This is a genomic window from Blastococcus sp. CCUG 61487 (genome assembly GCF_005222955.1).
Classification (GTDB): domain Bacteria; phylum Actinomycetota; class Actinomycetes; order Mycobacteriales; family Geodermatophilaceae; genus Blastococcus.
This window is the reverse complement of record NZ_LWUA01000157.1, coordinates 35024-53716: the sequence shown is the minus strand read 5'-3', so window position 1 is coordinate 53716 and position 18693 is coordinate 35024. Positions and strand designations below refer to the sequence as shown.

14 protein-coding genes, 2 tRNA genes and 1 pseudogene are annotated in these 18693 nt (G+C 72.1%); 13 read left to right on the top strand and 4 right to left on the bottom strand.

Annotation, left to right across the window (positions count from 1 at the left end):
- Positions 1-317: 317 nt before the first annotated feature.
- From dnaA to A6V29_RS09105, 6 genes are all read left to right on the top strand, one after another.
- Positions 318-2084, top strand: coding sequence for a chromosomal replication initiator protein DnaA (gene dnaA, locus A6V29_RS09130; RefSeq protein ID WP_137160002.1), 1767 nt, complete (start codon positions 318-320; stop codon positions 2082-2084).
- Between the two features lie 822 nt (positions 2085-2906).
- On the top strand, positions 2907-4070 hold the full coding sequence (gene dnaN, locus A6V29_RS09125; RefSeq protein WP_249933131.1) for a DNA polymerase III subunit beta: 1164 nt from the start codon (positions 2907-2909) through the stop codon (positions 4068-4070).
- 40 nt (positions 4071-4110) lie between these two features.
- Positions 4111-5106, top strand: a complete 996-nt coding sequence (gene gnd / locus A6V29_RS09120) for a phosphogluconate dehydrogenase (NAD(+)-dependent, decarboxylating) (protein ID WP_137160000.1) — start codon at positions 4111-4113, stop codon at positions 5104-5106.
- A gap of 8 nt (positions 5107-5114) precedes the next feature.
- Positions 5115-6293 (top strand): DNA replication/repair protein RecF, encoded by a 1179-nt coding sequence (recF, locus tag A6V29_RS09115; protein ID WP_137159999.1) that lies wholly within the window; start codon positions 5115-5117, stop codon positions 6291-6293.
- On the top strand, positions 6290-6790 hold the full coding sequence (locus A6V29_RS09110; protein ID WP_137159998.1) for a DciA family protein: 501 nt from the start codon (positions 6290-6292) through the stop codon (positions 6788-6790). Before recF ends, A6V29_RS09110 begins: the two co-directional genes overlap by 4 nt.
- A 26-nt stretch (positions 6791-6816) precedes the next feature.
- On the top strand, positions 6817-7752 hold the full coding sequence (locus A6V29_RS09105; RefSeq protein WP_137159997.1) for a hypothetical protein: 936 nt from the start codon (positions 6817-6819) through the stop codon (positions 7750-7752).
- A 79-nt stretch (positions 7753-7831) separates the two neighbouring features.
- On the opposite strand, the gene A6V29_RS09100 is transcribed toward A6V29_RS09105, so the two are convergent.
- Positions 7832-9316, bottom strand: a complete 1485-nt coding sequence (locus tag A6V29_RS09100) for an SDR family oxidoreductase (RefSeq protein WP_137159996.1) — start codon at positions 9314-9316, stop codon at positions 7832-7834.
- A 116-nt stretch (positions 9317-9432) separates the two neighbouring features.
- Between A6V29_RS09100 and A6V29_RS09095 the strand changes: the two genes are divergently transcribed.
- From A6V29_RS09095 to A6V29_RS09070, 7 genes are all read left to right on the top strand, one after another.
- Positions 9433-10878 carry an APC family permease gene (locus A6V29_RS09095; protein WP_137159995.1) on the top strand — a complete coding sequence of 482 codons (1446 nt, stop codon included), beginning with the start codon at positions 9433-9435 and terminating at the stop codon, positions 10876-10878.
- A 261-nt stretch (positions 10879-11139) separates the two neighbouring features.
- A complete protein-coding gene (gyrB, locus tag A6V29_RS09090) occupies positions 11140-13176 on the top strand; it encodes a DNA topoisomerase (ATP-hydrolyzing) subunit B (protein WP_137159994.1) in 2037 nt (678 codons plus the stop codon).
- A gap of 102 nt (positions 13177-13278) precedes the next feature.
- Positions 13279-15747, top strand: coding sequence for a DNA gyrase subunit A (gene gyrA / locus A6V29_RS09085; protein ID WP_137159993.1), 2469 nt, complete (start codon positions 13279-13281; stop codon positions 15745-15747).
- Positions 15748-15850: 103 nt separating this feature from the next.
- Positions 15851-16519 carry a DUF3566 domain-containing protein gene (locus tag A6V29_RS09080; protein ID WP_137159992.1) on the top strand — a complete coding sequence of 223 codons (669 nt, stop codon included), beginning with the start codon at positions 15851-15853 and terminating at the stop codon, positions 16517-16519.
- A gap of 78 nt (positions 16520-16597) precedes the next feature.
- Positions 16598-16671: transfer RNA gene (locus tag A6V29_RS09075), tRNA-Ile, on the top strand.
- Positions 16672-16743: 72 nt separating this feature from the next.
- On the top strand, positions 16744-16890 hold the full coding sequence (locus tag A6V29_RS20810) for a DLW-39 family protein (RefSeq protein WP_170977792.1): 147 nt from the start codon (positions 16744-16746) through the stop codon (positions 16888-16890).
- Between the two features lie 25 nt (positions 16891-16915).
- Positions 16916-16988: transfer RNA gene (locus A6V29_RS09070), tRNA-Ala, on the top strand.
- 205 nt (positions 16989-17193) lie between these two features.
- Here the strand turns inward: A6V29_RS09070 and A6V29_RS09065 are convergent.
- The 3 genes and pseudogenes from A6V29_RS09065 to A6V29_RS09055 form a co-directional block, all read right to left on the bottom strand.
- Positions 17194-18141: pseudogene (locus tag A6V29_RS09065) on the bottom strand (tyrosine-type recombinase/integrase); the annotation flags it as partial.
- Positions 18116-18307 carry a hypothetical protein gene (locus tag A6V29_RS09060; protein ID WP_137159991.1) on the bottom strand — a complete coding sequence of 64 codons (192 nt, stop codon included), beginning with the start codon at positions 18305-18307 and terminating at the stop codon, positions 18116-18118. The pseudogene A6V29_RS09065 and the gene A6V29_RS09060, both read right to left, overlap by 26 nt.
- Entirely contained in the window at positions 18304-18528 is a 225-nt protein-coding gene (locus A6V29_RS09055; protein ID WP_137159990.1) for a helix-turn-helix transcriptional regulator, read from the bottom strand. Before A6V29_RS09055 ends, A6V29_RS09060 begins: the two co-directional genes overlap by 4 nt.
- Positions 18529-18693: the final 165 nt, after the last annotated feature.

The window sequence follows — 18693 nt, the reverse complement described above, 5'->3', positions numbered from 1 at the left end:
GCGTCGCCGTCGCCCCGCACTGGACGTCAGGGTCACGGCGCGCGGGCCGACCCCTTGGTCACCCGATTCCCCGAAACACCCGTGACACCCGACTGCGGGGCGTCGACCAGCAGGAATGCCGGTCGGGCCCCGGGCAGACGCCGACGTCGGCGAACGTCCCGCCGGTCGTGCACAGCCTGTGGACACTCGTGTGGAACAACTGCGTTCGCACGAGCAGGTCGGAGCACCCTCCGGTGCTCCGACACCGTTCGCGCAGACGGGGTCAGGTCGTCCAGGGGATCGACCGCAGGGAACGACAGCTCGGGGAGGACGACGGCATGGCGGACGCCACGCTCGACCTGGCGACGGTCTGGGACCAGATCCGGGAGCGACTGGCCAGCAGCCTCTCCCCGCAGCAGAACGCCATGCTGAACCTCACCCGCCCGCTGGGCCTGGTCGAGGACACCGCGGTGCTGGCCGCGCCCAACGAGTTCACCCAGACCGTGCTCGAATCCCGCATGCGGCGGGTGCTGTCCGAGGCGCTCTCGGAGCAGTTCGGCCGCGACATCCGCGTCGCCGTCCAGCTGGAGGACGCCCCGCCCCCGGCCGACGAGCCGGACGAACCGGAGCCGATCCGCCGGCCGTGGTCGTCGGCGGAGGCCACCCTCGAGGCCCGCCGGGCCGAGGAGGACCAGGCGACCCGCGACCGCGCCGACGACGGTCGCAGCGCTTTCGGGGTGCGGACCGAGGTCGTCGGCACCGCGCCCTGGGACCGTGACACCGCGGACGCGACCACCGAGCGCGCCCAGGAGGTCCGCGAGCTGCGGCCCTTCGACGGCCCCCGCCCCCCGGCCGATCGCGGCGCCCCCGAGGACTGGAGCACCGCCGCCGCATGGGGCTCCGACACGACCGGACGGTCCGACGGCGCCGACGCGCGCGACTGGGGCGGCGCCGAGGACGGGCCGTCGGCCGACGTCCTGCCCTTCGACGTCGGCTCGTCCGACGACGAGCAGCGCGCCAGGGGCATGGGACGGGGGCGCCGCCCCGAGGCCACCCGCCCGGCCGGCCTGGACCCGGGCATGAACCCGAAGTACGTCTTCGACAGCTTCGTCATCGGCAACAGCAACAGGTTCGCCCACGCGGCCGCCGTCGCCGTCGCCGAGGCACCGGCCCGCGCCTACAACCCGCTGTTCATCTACGGCGAGTCCGGCCTGGGCAAGACCCACCTGCTGCACGCGATCGGCCACTACGCCGCGCGGATGTTCCCGAACGTCAAGGTGCGCTACGTCAGCACCGAGGAGTTCACCAACGAGTTCATCAACCTGGTGCACTCCGGCCGCGCCGAGGACTTCCGCCGGCGCTACCGGGACATCGACTTCCTGCTCATCGACGACATCCAGTTCCTGGAGCGCGCCGAGCGGACGCAGGAGGAGTTCTTCCACACGTTCAACACGCTGCACAACGCCAGCAAGCAGATCGTCATCACCTCCGACCGCGCGCCGAAGAAGCTGACGACGCTGGAGGACCGGCTGCGCACCCGCTTCGAGTGGGGCCTGATCACCGACGTCCAGGCGCCCGACCTCGAGACGCGCATCGCGATCCTGCGCAAGAAGGCGTGGGGCGAGCGGCTGCAGGTGCCCGACGCGGTGCTCGAGTTCATCGCCAGCAAGGTGCAGACCAACATCCGCGAGCTCGAGGGCGCGCTGATCCGGGTCACGGCCTTCGCGTCGCTCAACAAGCAGCAGGTGGACCTCCCGCTCGCCGAACTGGTGCTCAAGGACCTGATCAGCGACGAGCAGGGCCCGCAGATCACCGCGGCGATCATCATGGCCGCCACCGCCGAGTACTTCTCGGTGACGATGGAGGAGCTGCAGGGCTCCAACCGCAGCCGCACGCTGGTCAACGCCCGGCAGATCGCGATGTACCTGTGCCGCGAGCTGACCGAGCTGTCCCTGCCGCGCATCGGTGCCTCGTTCGGCGGCAAGGACCACACCACGGTCATGCACGCGGTCAAGAAGATCACCAACCTGATGAGCGAGCGCCGGGCCACCTACACCCAGGTCACCGAGCTCACCGCTCGCATCAAGAGCCGCGCCCGGCAGTAGAAGGGCCGCACCGCCTCCGGGAGCCGTTCCCGACCTGCACCGAGCCCTCATCGGGAGACCCTCCGGGCCCCCTCGTCGCCCGGGTCGACATGTCGCTGTCCACAGTTGTGGGCAACCCGGGGGACAGCCGATGGGCCGACGAGAGGCGTCACGACGGGGGATGAGCCGGTCGACGCCGTCGACGAGTCGAGAAGTTGTCCCCAGGGATGTGCACAGGTTGGGGAGATCTCTCCCCGGACAGAGGTCACCGGACGGTCCGCGCCGGACGACCCGTGGGCTCCCCGACCGGCGGCGGGACCCTTCTCCACCGCACGAACACCCCGTTGACCAGCGGTTACACCCCGTACGCCGCCGTTCCGGCCGGATCGTGTGCTCGAGCCGCGCGCCGTCGCTGCACAGGGGGTGGGGACGGGCAGGGGAGCCGCGGGGGACAGACCGTGGACGCACGGGCGACGCTGTGCACGGCGGTCGAGTTGTCCACGTGTCGACAACAGGACGACGCTGACCACCCACAGCGCACCAACATCCCTGTCGAGGCGCTGACCTGCGGGAAGAGCCTCGATCCCCAGCTTCCACACCAGTGATGACGAGGATGAGGTATTTCAACCCAGAATTTCTCGAACCACATTCAGGGTGGGGACGCTCCGCTTGGCCGGCCCGACCCACCGATCGCTCCGCAGGCCGCAGAGGCGGCTGGGACGGTGGAGCACTCATTCAGGGACGGGGTTTCCCCCGAGGGCATCCCACCAGGCACCATGAGCACCGCACCGCTGCGCGAGGCCTTCCCTCGCCCGGTCGCACCGTGGACGCAGAAGAGATCGGGTGGGTCGACAGATGAAGTTCCGGGTGGCACGTGAGGTGCTCGCCGACACGGTCGCGTGGACGGCACGCAGCCTTCCGGCGCGGCCGTCGGTCCCCGTCCTCGCCGGCATCCTGCTCGAGGTCGACGGCAGCCAGCTCTCCGTCTCCGGCTTCGACTACGAGGTGTCCGCCCGCGCCGAGGCCGACGTGCAGGGCGGGGAGAGCGGCCGCGTCCTGGTTCCCGGCCGGCTGCTCGCCGAGATCACCCGCGCGCTCCCGCCGCACCCCGTCGACGTCGTCGCCGACGGCCCCCGGCTGGCCCTCACCTGTGGCAACGCCCGGTTCAGCCTGCCCACCCTGCCCGTCGAGGACTACCCCTCGCTGCCGTCGATGCCCTCGTCGGCCGGCGTCGTCGACAGCGACGTCTTCGCCGAGGCCGTCGGCCAGGTCGCCGTCGCCGCCGGCCGGGACGACACGCTGCCGATGCTGACCGGCGTCCGGCTGGAGATCGAGGGTGACCAGATCACCCTGGCCGCCACCGACCGCTACCGGCTGGCCGTGCGCGAGTTCGCCTGGCGTCCCGACACCTCCGGGGTGTCCGCGGCCGTGCTCGTCCCTGCCCGCACGCTGGCCGACGCCGCCAAGACGCTCACCAGCGGACCGGAGATCACGCTCTCGCTCTCCTCCGGCAGCTCGGGCGAGGGCATCCTCGGTCTGTCGAGCAAGGACCGGCAGACCACCACCCGCCTGCTCGACGCGGAGTTCGTGAAGTACCGCGCGATCATGCCCAGCGAGTCCGCCGCCAGCGCCACGCTCCCGGTCGGGCTGTTCACCGACGCGGCCAAGCGCGTCGCCCTCGTCGCCGAGCGCGGCACCCCGCTGCGCTGCGAGTTCACCCCCGGCCAGGTCACGCTGCGAGCCGGCGGCACCGACGACGAGGGCCAGGCCGAGGAACGCTGCGACGTCGAGTTCGACGGCGAGCCGCTCACGATCGGCTTCAACCCGACGTTCCTGCTCGACGGGCTGGCCGCGGTGCACACCGAGCGCGCGCGGATGGACTTCACCAGCCCGCTCAAGCCGGCAGTCCTGTCCGGGGTGGACGAGCCCTCCGAGGACGGCGACGCCCCGGCTCCCCGCCCGGGCAGCTACCGGTACCTGATCATGCCGGTGCGCCTCCCGGGCTGAGAGAGGACCCTGCCGCCCCCCATGCCTCGCTCCGCTCGGCATGGGACCCTGCGACAGGGCCTTCCAACCAAGACCAGGAAGCCGTGTCACCGAGGGAGCAGGCGTGCAACTGGGGCTGATCGGGCTGGGCAAGATGGGCGGCAACATGGCCGAGCGGGTCCGCCGCGCCGGCCACGAGGTCGTGGGTTTCGACCACCATCCGGAGCGCCGGGACGTCGACAGCGTGCCCGCGCTCGTCGAGGCCCTGAGCGCGCCGCGGATCGTCTGGGTCATGGTCCCGTCCGGGGAGCCGACCCGGGCCACCGTGAAGGAGCTCGTCGACCTGCTCCAGCCCGGTGACGTGATCGTCGAGGGCGGGAACTCGAAGTACACCGACGATCAGGTGCACGACGTGATGTGCCGCGAGAAGGGCATCGGCTATGTCGACGCCGGGGTCTCCGGGGGCGTCTGGGGCCTGGAGAACGGCTACGCCCTGATGGTCGGGGGCACCGCGGAGGACGTCGCCAAGGTCCAGCCGATCTTCGACGCCCTCAAGCCGCCCGCGCCCGCGGACGAGTCGGGGCAGGCGATGCCGGGTGCCGGCTTCGTGCACGCCGGGCCGGTGGGGGCCGGGCACTTCAGCAAGATGGTCCACAACGGCATCGAGTACGCCCTGATGCAGGCCTACGGCGAGGGGTACGAGCTGCTGACCGCCGTCGACCTGGTCGAGGACGTCCCGGGCGTCATGGCCTCCTGGACGCAGGGCACCGTCATCCGCTCCTGGCTGCTGGACCTGCTGGTGCGCGCCCTGGACGAGGACCCGGCGCTGGAGCGGGTGCGGGGCTACGCCGAGGACTCCGGCGAGGGCCGGTGGACCGTCGAGCAGGCGATCGAGAACGCCGTCCCCATGCCCACGATCGCCGCCTCGCTGTTCGCCCGCTTCTCCTCCCGGCAGGACGACTCCCCGACGATGAAGGCGGTCGCCGCCCTGCGGAACCAGTTCGGCGGGCACACCGTCCGCGCGGTCGAGCAGGCCGAGGCCGAGCGCCCGGCGTGAGCTGAGGCATGTACGTCCGTCATCTGCAGGTCGGCTCGTTCCGGAGCTGGGAACGGGTGGACCTGGCGCTCGGCCCCGGTCCGACGGTGCTGGTCGGGCGGAACGGCGAGGGCAAGACCAACCTCGTCGAGGCGGTCGGCTACCTGGCCACGATGAGCAGCCACCGGGTCTCCGGCGACGCGCCCCTCGTCCGGCACGGGGACGCGCAGGCCGTCGTCCGGGCGGCGCTGCGCCGGGGGGACCGGGAACTGCTCGTCGAGATCGAGATCAACCCGGGGCGGGCGAACCGGGTGCGGGTGAACCGGGCGCCCCTGCAGCGGCCGCGCGACCTGCTCGGCATGGTGCGCACCGTGCTCTTCGCCCCGGAGGACCTCTCCCTGGTGCGCGGGGACCCGACCGAGCGGCGGCGCTTCGTCGACGAGCTGCTCGTCAGCCGCACTCCGCGGCTGGCCGGCGTCCGAGCGGACTACGACCGGGTGCTCAAGCAGCGCAACGCGCTGCTCAAGACCGCGCGGATGGCCCGCGGCCGCGCCATCGAGACCCTCGACGTCTGGGACGGGCACCTGACCGAGCTCGGCGGCCAGCTGCTGTCGGCCCGGCTGGGGCTCATCGCCGACCTGGCGCCGCAGCTGGCGGAGGCCTACGCGACGGTGTCCGGCGACGACGCGGTGACCGCCGGGCTGGGGTACTCCTCGACGGTGCCCCTGGCCGGCGACGGGTCGAGGCTGGTGCAGGGCGCTCCGCTCCCGGCCGCGGACGAGCTGATCGCCGCGATGCGGGAGCGCGTCGCCGAGCGCCGGGACGACGAGCTGGACCGCGGCATGACCCTGGTCGGGCCGCACCGCGACGACCTCGTCATCCACCTCGGGCCCGCGCCGGCCAAGGGGTTCGCCAGCCACGGGGAGTCCTGGTCGCTCGCCCTGGGCCTCAAGCTCGGCACGTTCGCCCTCTTGAGGGCCGAGGGCGAGGACCCCATCCTGATCCTGGACGACGTCTTCGCGACCCTGGACGCCCAGCGCCGGGCCGCCCTCGCCGCGGTGGCCCGCTCCGCCGAGCAGACGCTGATCACCGCCGCCGTGGTCGACGACGTCCCCGAGGAGCTCCGCGCCGTCCGCGTCGAGGTCGGCGACGGATCGGCGATCGTGGTGAAGGACGGCGCCGGCTTCGTCGAGGGAGGAGTGGCATGAGCGAGGACCGGCCGGCCCGCCCCAGCGACGTCGCCCGTGCCGCCCTCGAGGCGGCCCGCGCGGCGTCCGCCGCCCGCCCGCGGCCGACCCGCCGCCGGATCGCCGGACCGCGGCGCACCTGGACCGGGCCCCGGCCCGGCGCCGACGATCCCCAACCGCTGGGCCGCCTGGTCGACTCCCTGGTCGACGCGCAGGACTGGTCCGAGCGCACGCGGGTGGGGTCGGTGTTCGGCCGCTGGGACGCGCTGGTGGGCCCGGAGATCGCCGCCCACTGCACGCCGCAGACCCTGACCGAGGGCGAACTGCTCGTCGTCGCCGAGTCCACGGCCTGGGCGACCCAGCTGCGGCTGCTGGCGCCGAGCATCCTGGCCAAGCTGCGCGCCGGTGTCGGCGGGGACGTCGTGACCCGCTTGCGCGTTGTCGGACCGACGGCCCCGAGCTGGAAGAAGGGTCCGCGCTCGGTGCGCGGGCGCGGGCCGCGGGACACCTACGGTTAGCAGCACACCACGACGGAAGGCCAGAGATGAGCACCCCCCGGGACCGCGACGGGTTCGACGACGACGCCGGCCGCTCCTGGCAGGAGCCGGCCCACCTCGGCGGGGACGAGCCGGCCGAGGAGCCGCCGAACATCGCCGACCGCCGGCAACGGCCGCGCGACGGCGACCACTCCAGCGACCCGGACACCTGGCGGCCGGCCGGCTGGGACCTGCCGCCGGCCGAACCCGACCGCCCCGCCCAGGACCGGGGCGGCGACCAGGGCACCGGCGTCGACCCGGCCTGGGCGCCCCCGGGCGCACCCCCCCAGCCGGCGCCGCGGCCGGAGCGGCGTGGCCTGTTCGGCGGGCGGCGGCAGAAGGACCCCGAGATGGAACGGGCGTTCACCTACCAGGGGGACCTGGTCGGGGCGCAGAGCTGGGCGCTCCAGCGGGGGTGGACGCTGTCGGACGGGAGCTCGCCCGAGGACGCCGCCCTGCAGCCGCTGATCGAGTCCGCTCCGGTGCGGCTGACCAAGGACCACCGGCCGGCGAGCGTGCTGCGCGGACGCGGGGGCTCGCTGGACCTGATCGCCTTCGACGCCGTCTACGCGTCCGGGCGGTACCTCGTCCCGGAGTACGCGATCACCGCCGCACCGCTGCTGGGCACCCCGCCGGCGCTGCGCCTCTCCCCGGCCCGGCTGTGGAAGCACGGCGTCGGGGGCATGGTGCAGATCCCCTCCGACGACGCCGACTTCGAGCGGCGCTGGACGCTGCTCGCGGCCGAGGACGGCCCGCAGGTGCGCCGGCTCGCCGCCGACACCGACCTGCACCGCCTGCTGCTGGGTACCGACGACGGCGACGAGTTCTGGACCGCCGGCGGCTACCTGGCCGCGATCCGACCGGACGGGCACCGGCCCGAGCTGATCGAGCACCACACCCGGTTGCTCACCGCGCTCGTCGCCGCCCTCGCCACCGGCTTCTGAGCAAGGACCCTCCTGCCCCCCACCACTCGCAAGCTCGCGGCGGGTCCCTGCAGGAGGGCCGGGTCACATCCGCGGCACGTCAGCCGCGCTGCTCCGCGGCCCGCGCGATGCCCTTGACCATGCCGCCGAACACGAAGCCGTGGAACGCCGCCACCGCCCACCAGTAGAGGTGGCCGGCCAGCCCGTGGGGTGCGAAGGTCGCCCGCTGCCGCAGCACGGTCCCGGCGCCCTCGGCCGCGTCGTGTTCCACGTGGAACTCGAGCCAGGCCAGCCCGGGCAGCCGCATCTCCGCGCGCAGCCGCAGGAGGCGGCCCTTCTCCAGCTCCTCGACCCGCCAGAAGTCCAGCGCGTCCCCGACGTACAGCCGCTGCGGGTCCCGCCGCCCCCGGCGCAGCCCCACGCCACCGACCGCCCGGTCCAGCCAGCCGCGCACCCGCCAGGCCAGCGGGAAGGAGTACCAGCCGGCGTCACCGCCGATCCCCTCGACGACGCGCCACACCTCCTCGGGAGCCGCCGACGTGGCCCGCGTGCGCTCGTCGACGTAGAGGCTGCCGCCGGCCCAGTCGGGATCCGTGGGCAACGGGTCCGACGGCGCCCCGGGGGTCGAGGCACTGGCCCAGCGCGTGGCCACCGTGGAGTCGCGGACCCGCGCGACCGCCAGGCGGACCGCCTCGTCGAAGCCGATCAGGCCGTCCGGCGGGTCCGGGATGAACTCGGCGATGTCGTGCTCGCCGCAGACCACCGTGTTCCGCAGCGACTCGACCAGCGGCCGGGCGATCCCGGCGGGGACCGGGGTGATCAGGCCGACCCAGTGGCTGGACAGCGACGGCGTGAACAGCGGAACCGGCAGGATGCGCCGCCGGGGCAGGTCGGCGACCGCGGCGTACCGCTGCATCATCTCCGCGTAGTTCATGACGTCGGGGCCGCCGATGTCGAAGGACCGGTGCACCGACGCCGGGAGCTCCGCGCACCCCACGAGGTAGCGGAGCACGTCGCGGACGGCGATCGGCTGGATCCGGCTGTGCACCCAGCGGGGCGTGACCATGACCGGCAGCCGCTCGGTCAGGTGGCGCAGCATCTCGAACGACGCCGACCCCGAGCCGAGGACGACGGCGGCGCGCAGCACGGCAGTGGGCACGCCCGAGGCGAGCAGGATCTCCCCGACCTCGGTGCGCGAGCGCAGGTGCGGCGAGAGCTCCTCGCCCTGCGGTTCCAGCGCGCCGAGGTAGACCAGCCGGCCGACGCCGGCCTCCCGGGCGGCCCGGGCCATGACCCGTGCGGTCCGCCGATCGGTCTCCTCGAACTCCGGGCCGGTCCCGAGGGCGTGGATGAGGTAGTAGACGACGTCGACCCCGGCGCAGGCCGCGGCGACCTGCTCGGCATCGGCGGCGTCGGCCCGGGCCACCTCGACGTCCCCCGCCCACGGGTGGTCGCGGATCCGCTCGGGCGAGCGGGTCATGACCCGGACCTTGTGGCCGGCGGCGAGCAGCTCGGGGACCAGTCGCCCACCGATGTAGCCGGTCGCACCGGTGACCAGGCAGAGCTTCGATCCCTCGGACGCCATGTCCCGAGTGTCGGCGGGATCGGCGCCGCGCGCTCGACTCGCTGCGAGGCAGGCGGCACAGGACGATCAGGTCCCGCCGCGATGGTCGCCACGCACCAGCCCGACGAGGAGAACCGATGGCCGACACCGCCGCCACCGAGGAGCAGTCGCCGGACGGCCGGCCCACGCTGAGGCGGGTCATGGGTCCGGGTCTGCTGCTGTTGTTCATCGTCGGCGACGTCCTGGGCACCGGCATCTACGCGCTCACCGGGACGGTGGCCGCCGAGGTGGGCGGCGTCGTCTGGCTGCCGTTCCTGGTCGCCTTCCTGGTCGCGATGGTGACGGCGCTCAGCTACCTGGAGCTGGTGACGAAGTACCCGCAGGCGGCGGGCGCGGCGCTCTACGCGCACAAGGCCTTCGGCGTGCACTTCCTGACGTTCCTCGTCGCGTTCGCGGTCATGAGCTCCGGCATCACCTCGGCCTCCACCGCCGCCCGGGCCTTCAGCGCCAACGCCGCGGAGGTCTTCGACCTCGACCTCGGCGACGGCATCGGCATCACGCTGATCGGCCTGGGGTTCATGGCGCTGGTCGGCCTGATCAACCACCGCGGCGTCGGGGAGAGCGTCAAGGCCAACGTCGTGCTGACCTGCGTCGAGCTCAGCGGGCTGCTGATCATCATCGCGATCGGCGCCTGGGCGCTCGGGATCGGCGAGGGCGACTTCTCCCGGGTGGTCGAGTTCGACACCGGAGAGCGCTCGGCCCTCAGCGGTGTGATCGCCGCGACCGGGCTGGCGTTCTTCGCGATGGTCGGCTTCGAGGACTCGGTCAACATGGCCGAGGAGACCAAGGACCCGCGGCGCACGTTCCCGAAGATCCTGCTGCTCGGGCTGGGGCTCACCGGGGTCATCTACGTCCTGGTGTCCATCTCGGCGATCGCCCTCGTCCCGGCCGACCGGCTCAGCGAGGGCGAGACGCCGCTGCTGCAGGTGGTCGAGGCCGGTGCGCCGGGCTTCCCGCTCGGCCTGTTCGGTGCCATCACCATGTTCGCCGTCGCCAACACCGCGCTGATCAACATGCTGATGGCCAGCCGGCTGGTCTACGGGCTCGGCCGGGAAGGCGTGCTGCCCCCGCTGCTCGGCCGGGTCCACCGGTCCCGCCGCACCCCCACCACCGCCATCCTGTTCACCACCGCGCTCGCCTTCGGCCTGATCACCTTCGTCGGCGCGGTGCCGGCGCTCGGCGGGACGACGGCGCTGCTGTTGCTCCTGGTGTTCACCGTGGTGAACGTCGCCGTCCTCGTGCTGCGCCGCGACCCGGGCGACGGCGACCACTTCCGCACCCCGACGGCGCTCCCGGTGATCGGCGCGCTCGCGTGCGGATTCCTCGCCACGCCCCGGGCCGGTCGGCCGGCAGAGGAGTACCGGATCGCCGGGATCCTGCTCGTCATCGGCGTCGTGCTGTGGGCGGTCACGGTGCTGCTGCACCGACGGGGTGCGGCCGACCGGCCGCCCCGCGACCCGGACGCGCTCAGCGGCGAGCGCCCGCGCGGCCCCCGGCCGGAGGGCCGCTCACGCGCCCGGTAGACCCCGCAGGCGCGCCGAGGACGACGCGGCGACCCCCGAGCCAGCATCGGGGGTGGCTCAGGTGCTGCGAGTGGCGCAGAAGTGACGTCAGGCCGTGGACGACGGCGTTCCTGTCGTACCACCCGGTATCCTCGGACGGAGAAACCGCCAGCATCCGGCTCAGCGTCGTCCTGCGCCTCGAAGGTACGTCTCCTTCGGCGTCGTTCCGCCCCCACCATTCCGTGGGTGCATGCCGCCGGGTGCGCGAGAGGAAGGCCCCCAGTGGTCGCAGCACCCCAGACCGAGAACGCCTACTCCGGCAGTTCCATCACCGTCCTCGAGGGGCTCGAGGCGGTCCGCAAGCGCCCCGGCATGTACATCGGCTCGACAGGCGAGCGCGGTCTGCACCACATGGTCTGGGAGGTCGTCGACAACTCCGTCGACGAGGCGCTCGCCGGGCACGCCGACCGCGTCCACGTGACCCTGCTGGCCGACGGCGGGGTGCGGGTCGAGGACAACGGCCGTGGCATCCCGGTCGACACCCACCCGGTGGAGAAGCGGCCCACCGTCGAGGTGATCATGACGACCCTCCACGCCGGCGGGAAGTTCGACGGCAAGAGCTACGGCGTCTCCGGCGGTCTGCACGGGGTCGGCGTCACCGTGGTCAACGCGCTGTCCACCCGGCTGGAGGTCGAGGTCTGGGCGCCCGACGGCAACGAGTGGCGGCAGAGCTACACCTACGCCAAGCCCGGCCCGCTGGAGAAGGTCGGCCCGACGAAGAAGCGCGGCACCGCGATCACCTTCTGGGCCGACGGCGAGATCTTCGAGACGACGCACTACTCGTTCGACACGATCAACCGCCGGCTGCAGGAGATGGCCTTCCTGAACAAGGGGCTGACGATCGTCCTGCGCGACGAGCGCCCCGGGCAGACCAAGGCCGAGACCGGCCTGGCCGACGAGGTCTCCGTCGCCGAGGAGGCGACGCCGGCCGGCCACGAGGCCGAGGCCTTCGAGCCGACCGAGATCACCTACCGGTACGACGGCGGCCTGGTCGACTACGTCGCGCACATCAACCGCCGCAAGACCGCGATCCACAAGTCGGTGATCAGCTTCGGCGCCGAGGGCACCGGCAAGAACGACACCGCGATGTCGCTCGAGGTCGCCATGCAGTGGTCCGACTCCTACTCCGAGTCGGTGCACACCTTCGCGAACATCATCAACACCCACGAGGGCGGCACCCACGAGGAGGGCTTCCGCGCGGCGCTGACCTCGATCGTCAACCGCTACGCCCGCGACAAGGGCCTGCTCAAGGCCAAGGACGAGGCGCTCACCGGTGACGACATCCGCGAGGGCCTGGCCGCGATCGTCTCGGTGAAGCTCGGCGACCCGCAGTTCGAGGGCCAGACCAAGACCAAGCTCGGCAACACCGAGGTCAAGGGCTTCGTCCAGCGGGTCTGCAACGAGCAGATCGGGCACTGGCTGGAGGCCAACCCGACCGAGGCGAAGACGATCATCAACAAGGCGTCGTCCGCCGCCCGGGCCCGCCGTGCCGCCCAGGACGCCCGCAAGCTGGCGCGCAAGAGCCTGCTCACCGTGAGCGGCCTGCCGGGCAAGCTCGCGGACTGCCGCTCCACCGACCCGCGCAACTCCGAGATCTACATCGTGGAGGGCGACTCGGCCGGCGGATCGGCCAAGTCCGGTCGCGACTCGATGTTCCAGGCGATCCTGCCGATCCGCGGGAAGATCATCAACGTCGAGAAGGCCCGCATCGACAGGGTGTTGAAGAACACCGAGGTCCAGTCGATGATCACCGCCTTCGGCACCGGTATCCACGACGAGTTCGACATCACCAAGCTCCGCTATCACAAGATCGTGCTGATGGCGGACGCCGACGTCGACGGCCAGCACATCAGCACGCTGCTGCTGACGCTGCTCTTCCGCTTCATGCGGCCGCTCGTCGAGGGGCAGTACGTCTACCTGGCCAAGCCCCCGCTGTACAAGATCAAGTGGGGCGGGAAGGTCGGCGACGAGTACGCCTACAGCGACCGGGAGCGCGACGCGCTCGTCAAGGCCGGGGCCGAGAGCGGCCGCAAGGTCAAGGACGAGATGATCCAGCGGTTCAAGGGGCTCGGCGAGATGAACGCCAGCGAGCTGTGGGAGACCACGATGAACCCGGAGACCCGGGTCCTGCGCCAGGTCACGCTCGAGGACGCCGCCGCCGCCGACGAGCTCTTCAGCATCCTCATGGGCGAGGACGTCGAGGCCCGCCGCAGCTTCATCACCCGCAACGCCAAGGACGTCCGCTTCCTCGACGTCTGAAGGACCCCGTCCTCCCCGCCCTTCGCACGCTCAGGGCGGGGCCCTGGGCGGGGCCGCCGCCAAGACTTCGCACTTCCGCTCGAGTTATGAGGATCTGACACCGTGACCGAGACACCCGCGCGCGACCGGATCGAACCGGTCGACCTCCAGCAGGAGATGCAGCGCAGCTACATCGACTACGCGATGAGCGTGATCGTCGGGCGCGCGCTGCCCGAGGTGCGCGACGGCCTCAAGCCGGTGCACCGGCGGGTCCTGTTCGCCATGTACGACCAGGGCTTCCGTCCCGACCGCGGGTACGTGAAGTGCGCCCGCCCGGTCGCCGAGGTCATGGGCAACTACCACCCGCACGGCGACTCGGCGATCTACGACGCCCTCGTGCGGCTCGCCCAGCCCTGGTCCATGCGCTATCCGCTCATCGACGGGCAGGGCAACTTCGGGTCACCGGGCAACGACCCGGCCGCCGCCATGCGGTACACCGAGTGCCGGCTCACCCCGCTGGCCATGGAGATGCTGGCCGGCATCGACGAGGAGACCGTCGACTTCCAGGGCAACTACGACGGCCGCACCCAGGAGCCCGTCGTCCTGCCGGCGCGCATCCCGAACCTGCTGATCAACGGCTCCTCCGGCATCGCGGTCGGCATGGCCACCAACATGCCGCCGCACAACCTGCGCGAGGTCGCCGAGGCGGCCTACTGGATCCTCGACCACCCGGACGCGGAGGCCGAGGAGGCCCTCACCGCGTGCATGGAGCGGATCAAGGGCCCGGACTTCCCCACCCACGGCCTCATCGTCGGCCGGGAGGGCATCGAGGACGCCTATCGCACCGGCCGCGGCTCGGTCCGCATGCGCGCCGTCGTCACCGTGGAGGAGGACGCCAAGGGGCGCGTCCAGCTGGTCGTCACCGAGCTGCCCTACCAGGTCAACCCGGACAACCTGGCCGAGAACATCGCCGAGCTGGTCAAGGACGGCCGGCTGCAGGGCATCACCGGCATCGACGACGAGTCCAGCGACCGCGTCGGGCGCCGGCTGGTCATCACCCTGCGCCGCGACGCCGTCGCCAAGGTGGTGCTGAACAACCTCTACAAGCACACCCAGCTGCAGACCTCCTTCGGCTGCAACATGCTCTCGATCGTCGACGGCGTGCCCCGCACGCTGCGGCTGGACGAGCTGGTGCGGAACTGGGTCGACCACCAGATCGAGGTCATCCAGCGCCGGACCCGGTTCCGGCTGCGCAAGGCCGAAGAGCGCGCGCACATCCTGCGCGGCTACGCCAAGGCCCTCGACCACCTCGACGAGGTCATCGCGCTCATCCGCCGCAGCCCGTCGGCGGAGGAGGCCCGCTCGGGCCTCATGGAGCTCCTCGACATCGACGAGATCCAGGCCGTCGCGATCCTCGACCTGCAGCTGCGCCGGCTGGCCGCCCTCGAGCGGCAGCGGATCCTCGACGAGCTGGCCGAGATCGAGGCCCGGATCGCCGACCTGCAGGCGATCCTCGACTCGCCCGAGCGGCAGCGGCAGATCGTCCGCGACGAGCTGGCCGAGATCGTGGACAAGTACGGCGACGACCGGCGCACCCAGTTCGTGGCGAACGAGGGCGACGTGTCGATGGAGGACCTCATCGCGGAGGAGGAGGTCGTCGTCACCATCACCCGCACCGGGTACGCCAAGCGGACGAAGAGCGACCTCTACCGGTCGCAGCGCCGCGGCGGCAAGGGCGTGATGGGGGCTCAGCTCAAGCAGGACGACATCGTCGACCACTTCTTCGTGGGCTCCACCCACGACTGGATCCTCTTCTTCACGAACAAGGGCCGGGTCTACCGGTCGAAGGCCTACGAGCTGCCGGAGGCCAATCGGACGGCCCGCGGCCAGCACGTGGCGAACATCCTCGCGTTCCAGCCGGACGAGAAGATCGCCCAGGTCATGCAGATCAAGGACTACACGGTCGCTCCGTACCTGGTCCTCGCCACCGCCCGCGGGCAGGTGAAGAAGACTCGGCTGACCGACTTCGACTCCCCCCGCCAGGGCGGCGTCATCGCGATCAACCTGCGCGAGGGTGACGAGCTCGTCGGTGCCGCGCTGATCGACGACCAGTCCGACCTGCTGCTGGTCACCCGCAAGGCGATGTCCATCAGGTTCACGGCCGACGACACCGCGCTGCGGCCGATGGGCCGTGCCACCGAGGGCGTCCGGGGCATCTCGCTGGGCGAGGACGACCGGCTGCTGTCGATGATCGTCGTCCAGGACGGCGTCGACGTCCTCGTGGCGACCGAGCGCGGCTACGCCAAGCGCACCGGGATCGAGAACTACCCGAACCAGGGCCGGGGCGGCAAGGGTGTGCTCACCGCTGACCCGAAGGCGCGCAAGGGCGCCCTGGTGGGAGCACTCGCCGTCACGCTCGGGGACGAGCTGTACGCCATCACCTCCGGGGGCGGCGTCATCCGGACGCCGGTCAACGGGGTGCGGCACAACAAGGATCGCGCGACGATGGGCGTCAAGCTCATGAACTTGCCCGAGGACGTGTCGATCGTGGCGATCGCGCGTACGACGGACAACGACGAGCCGTCGGCCTAGGCTGGCAGCTGATCACCACCGATCGGGCCCGGGCGCGCACCAGCGCGACCCGGGCTCCGGTCCCGAAGGAGCGGTCCGTGCCGCAGGCGAACGGGAGACTGGCATGAGCGACCGGCCGCAGGGTTCGGTGCGCACCGGGTCCCCGAGCGGAGACGCTCCCACGGGAAAGCCCGCCGGCTCCGGGAAGCCCGCCGGCTCCGGGAAGCCGCAGCAGGCTCCGTCGACCGGGACCCAGACGATCCCGGCCACCGGCGCCCAGCGGGCCGCCGGTCAGGCCGCGGACGGCGGTGCCGCGACCGGTGCAGCGCCTGGCACCCCCGCAGCCGCCGGCACTCCCGCCGCCGGCTCCCCCACGGCCGCACCTCCGGCCGGGTCCACGAAGGGCCGGGGTCGCACCGCCGGGCGCGGCCCGCGGCGGGCCCGCCTGCAGCTGCGGCACATCGACACCTGGTCGGCGCTGAAGATCTCGCTGGTCCTGTCGATCGCGCTGTTCTTCATCTGGATGGTCGCCGTCGGCGTGCTCTACGGCGTGCTCAACGCGCTCGGCGTCTTCGACACCCTGAACGAGCTCTTCGGCCAGCTCGGCACCGACGGCGAGGACGGCGGCGGCAGCGACGTGCTGACGCCGGGTGTGGTGTTCGGCGGCGCCGCGGTCATCGGGGCGATCAACATCGTGCTGCTCACCGCGCTGTGCACCGTGGGCACGTTCATCTACAACATGTGCTCGGACCTGGTCGGTGGCCTGGAGGTCATCCTCTCCGAGCGCGACTGACGGAGGACCCGCTCGCAGGCCCGTGGCGGGGCCCTGCAGAGGGTCGAAACCGGGCAGGTAGAGTTGCCCCCGGTTCACGGGCCTGTAGCTCAGGCGGTTAGAGCGCATCCCTGATAAGGATGAGGCCGGAGGTTCAAGTCCTCCCAGGCCCACCCGTGTGCCCGGATCTCGGCGCGGTATCCCGTGCGGAGGGGTTGCACCGAGCGTCCGAGGAGGTCATCGGCTTGCTGAAGAAGGTCGCGCTGGTGGCGTTGGCAGCCGGTGCCTTCGTGGCGGTCCGCAAGCGCTCGGCCGGCAAGGCGGAGGGCGCCGACCTGTGGCGCGAGGCGACCAGCGGTCCCGACGCCGTCAGCACTCCCACCGCACGCTGATCCACCCCGGGGCTCCGGCCTCGCCGGGGACGTAGCTCAATTGGCAGAGCACCGCCTTTGCAAGGCGGGGGTTAGGGGTTCGATTCCCCTCGTCTCCACTCCTGTGACCTGCGGATTCCCCTCCGTCGGGGGTTCCGGGAAGCCCTCCGACGGGGTCTCAGTCCGCAAAAAGTCCGCAACTCGTCCGCGGGATGCGGCCCGCAGGGCGTCCAGCCGGTCGGCCACGTCGTCCAGGTCGTCGTCGAACAGGTCGGCGTAGCGGTCCAGGGTCATGGCCGCCGAGGCGTGCCCGAGCATCCGCTGCACCGCCTTGACGTTGGCGCCCGCCTTGATCGCCAGCGAGGCCGCGGTGTGCCGGAGTTCGTGCGGCGTGAGCCCGGGCTCTCCGATGGCCCGAGCCGCATTGTCGAACCAGGCGGACCGGGCGTTGCGGTTGCGCAGCACCGCCCCCTGCGGCGAGGGGAAGGCCAGCTCGCCGGCGGGGCGGGTCACCACCGTCCTGGCGAGTTCGTCGACGAGGAAACGCGGTAGCGGCACCGAGCGGCGGCCGTGGCTCTTGGGGGTTCCCCACACCAGGCGGGAGCCGTCGACCTCGGTGACCGCCTCCTCAACGAGTACACGCCGGCGCAGCAGGTCGAAGTGCCGCACCCGCAGCGCCGCCAGCTCCGACCAGCGCAGCCCGCAGTAGCCGAGCACCAGCACGGCGACCCGGCCGGGCCCGGCGGCGTCGGCGAGTGCCTCGAGCTGCTCGGCGGTCAGGTACCGGCGGCGCTTTTCCTGCAGCGGGGGCAGGGCGACGCCGAGCGCGGGGTTGACGGCCAGGCGCCGGTCGCGCACCGCGAGGCCGAGGATGCCGGACAGGACGCCCTGCGCCTTGCGGACCGAGGCCCCGGCCAGCCCCCGGTCGGAGAGCTCGGACAGCCAGGCCTGCACGTCGCCGTGGGTCACCCGGATCAGCGCGACGTTCCCCCAGCGCGGCAGGACGTGGGTCTTGAGGACGTCGGCGTAGCGGGCCCGACTGGTGGGCTTGAGGTTGATCTTCCCGGCGAGCCAGACGGGCGCCAGCTCTCCCACGGTCGTCCTGGCCCGCTTGGGGTCGACGTAGGTGCCCGTCTGCACGGCCGCGGTGACCTCGTCGAGCCATCGCTGAGCGTCGACCTTGCGCTTGAAGTGGCGGGCGTGCTCCTTGCCGTGTTCGTCGCGGTACCGCGGCCGGTACGTGCCGTCAGGTCTCCTCGCGATCGACGCCATCACCGACCACCTCCATCTCCTCGATCCCCGGCCGCGGCCTGCGGAGGCGGCGCTTCATCACCGGCGCGCTGATCACGGGAGCCACTTTGCCGTCAGCCGCCTGCTTCGCGGGTGGGTTGACCGCATTCTGTGGACTGCCGTCCGCGCCGGCGGTCGGGCAGCTCATGGCCGGTTTCCCGGGCCGGGGACGGCCTCGCCATGCCGGGTCTCTATCCAGCTGTGCAGGTCATCGGAGCGGTAGAGGACGCGGCGGCCGAGGCGGAAGCTGCGCGGACCGGTGCCCAGGTGGCGCCAGTACCGGAGCGTGGCCACCGGAGCGCGGAGCAGCTCGGCGGCCTCGGTGATGGTGAGCAGTTCGGGCTCGCGGCGGGCGGGATCGTCGGACATGGCTGGCTCCGATCGGCTCGGGTGGGCTGTGCTCCGTCACGGGAGAAGGCGCCATTCGGGCGCGATTGGTGACAGCCGACCACCGATGGCTCCCGAAATTCTCCAGTTCTCCTCCTGTTGCTGGTGTCCGGGCCCGCGGCCGGCCCGGTGGAAGCGGCCCTGCTC